Below are 2,539 nucleotides of genomic sequence, written 5' to 3'. Positions count from 1 at the left end.
GACGGCGTCACCGGCTTGGCCAGAATGCTGGCGATCGGCAGGCCGCCCAGGGCTTTGATCAGCTCGTCGCGGCCGTAGGCGGTGACCATGACGATGGTCGGCGGCCGCTTCAGCGTGCCTTGGCGCATGTCTTCATCGACGCGCCGGGCGACGTCGATGCCGCTCATGCCCGGCATTTTCCAGTCGAGCAGCAACAGATCGAAAGGCTCGTTGCGTTCGCGGGCGTCATGGAAGAGGCGCAAGCCCTCTTCGCCGGATTGCGCGCCGGTGACGGCGAAGTGCCAGCGTTCGAGCAGGTCGCTCAGGATGGCGAGCGAGGTCGGTTGGTCGTCGATGACGAGCGCGCGCTTGAGGTTCAGCGCCGGCGGCCGTGCCGGGGTGCGCGCATCCGTCGCCTCGCCGGAGGCCAGGCCGAGGCGGACGGTGAAGGCGAAGGTGCTGCCGTGGCCGGGCTCGCTGGAGACGGTGATGCGGCCGCCCATCAGTTCGACGAGCTGGCGGCTGATCGTCAGCCCGAGGCCGGTGCCGCCGAAGCGCCGCGTGACGCTGGCGTCCACCTGGCCGAACGGCTGGAACAGGCGCGCGGCCTGCTCCGGCGACAGGCCGATGCCGGTGTCGCGCACGGCGACGCGCAGGGTGATGGCGTCGGGTGACGGGTCCAGCGCCGAGGTTGCAACCTCAATGCGCACGTGGATCTCTCCGCGCTCGGTGAACTTGATCGCGTTGCCGACGAGGTTGCTGATGACCTGGGCGAAGCGCAGCGGGTCGCCGCGCAGCCGGTCGGGGACGTCCGGTGCGATGTCGAGGAAGAGTTCGAGCCCCTTTTCGCCGACGGTGATGGAGAAGAGGTCGCTCATGTTGCGCAGCACGTCGTCGAGCGAGAAGTCGATGTGCTCGATGTCGATGCAGCCGGCCTCGATCTTCGAGTAGTCGAGGATGTCGTTGAGGATGCCGAGCAGCGCGCGCGAGGAACGCAGCGCCTTGTTCATGTAGTCGCGCTGGCGGTCGTCGAGCTCGGTGTCGAGCACGAGCTGCGTCATGCCGATCACCGCGTTCATCGGCGTCCGGATCTCGTGGCTCATGTTCGAGAGGAAGGCGCTCTTCGCCTGGTTGGCCGATTCCGCCTGCTGTTTGGCCAGCGTCAACGATTCGTTGGCGGCTTCGAGGTCGGCGGTGCGCTCGCGCACGCGCGCTTCCAGGTCGGCGTTGAGGCGGCTGATGTCGCGGGTCAGGCGCGCCATCTTGATGCCGCTGTAGCTCAGCTGCGAGATCGTCTGCGCCAGCTGCTTGAAGAAGGACATCGCCGCGTTGATGCGCTCGCGGCTGTAGCGCGGCACGCGTTCGAGCGCCGCCATGTACGCCGCTTCGTCGAGGCCGTTCTTCCGTGCCTGGGCGCGGAAGACCTCCGGGTCGACGACGTCGTCGTCGAAGAAGAACTGTCCGGAGAACAGATTGCCGACGTTCCGGTCGCCGAGCATCAGCGGCGTCACCACGTCCCACAGATTGTTCTTGCAGCGGTAGAACTTGAACGTTCCCGGTTCTACACCACGCGAGAGCTGCGTATCGCTTTCGCGGCAGTTGGCGCACATCTGCGGATTGACACGATGGAATTTCGTGCAGATGTCCTGCCAGCCGACGGCGATCAGTACCTCGCCCTCGGTGTCGAGAATGGCGCTGAGGATGCCGGTGACCTTGTAGAAGTCGTCCATCATCGCCTGGATCACCGGCGCGTCGATGATGTCCTTCAGCTGCAGCAGCTCGACGTCGCCTTCAGGCGAGAGGATGGCGTTGAGCTTGCGCTGCACGCGCGATTCGCTCTCGCGCAGCGCCTGGGTCCGCTCCTCCACCTTCTGTTCGAGGCTGGCATTCAGGCTCGCCAGTTCGGCCACGGCCTGCTTCTGCTTTAGCCGGTCAAGGCCGTTGTCGGCGAGCACGCCGGCGAGCTGCGCGTAGAGCCGCGTGATCGACTCGACGCGCTGCTGGTCGAGCACCGGCACGCAGGCGATGGCGTCGAGGTAGCGCGTTTCGTCGAAGCCGAACTGCTGCGCCTGCCCGCGGAAGAAGTCCATGTCGGGCGGCTCGGCGAGGAACTGCCCGGTGAACAGGTTGGCGACGTGCATGCCATCGACCATGATCGGCGCTGCCGCGTCGACCAGCCCGTTGAGACAGCGATAGACGGCGTAGGGCGTCCCCTGCGTCATGCTCTCGACGAGCGACGTGTCGCTCTGCAGGCAACGCCGGCAGGTATCGGGATTGACGCGGTGAAAACCGGTGCAGGCGAACTGCCAGCCGGCGCCGGCGAGGATGGTGCCGTCGACGTCGAGCACCGCGTTGGCGACGCCGATCACCTGATAGAAGCTGTCCATCAGGGTCTGCAGCTTCGGGATATCGACGAGCTCCGAATAGGTGATCCGACGAATGGACTCCATGCCTGGCCTCTCGACGTTGGTCGCGCAATAACCTGCTGTTCCCGATCATACGCCAGCAGCGAAAGCGCTACGCGCACAAGTGAAACGGTCGCCGCCAGTCCAGGCGGTAA

At 65.9% G+C, this 2,539-nt stretch carries 1 protein-coding gene; it reads right to left on the bottom strand.

Annotated elements, in window-relative coordinates:
• The coding region (locus tag KBA32_RS17030) for a PocR ligand-binding domain-containing protein (RefSeq protein WP_294361495.1) at positions 1–2,429 on the bottom strand (2,429 nt) is incomplete at its 3' end.
• Between the last annotated feature and the right edge of the window lie 110 nt (positions 2,430–2,539).

Origin of the sequence: Propionivibrio sp., from assembly GCF_017995515.1 — a bacterium.
Lineage (GTDB): Bacteria > Pseudomonadota > Gammaproteobacteria > Burkholderiales > Rhodocyclaceae > Propionivibrio.
Note: the sequence above shows the minus strand (reverse complement) of the source record. Positions and strands in the feature narration are given on the sequence as shown.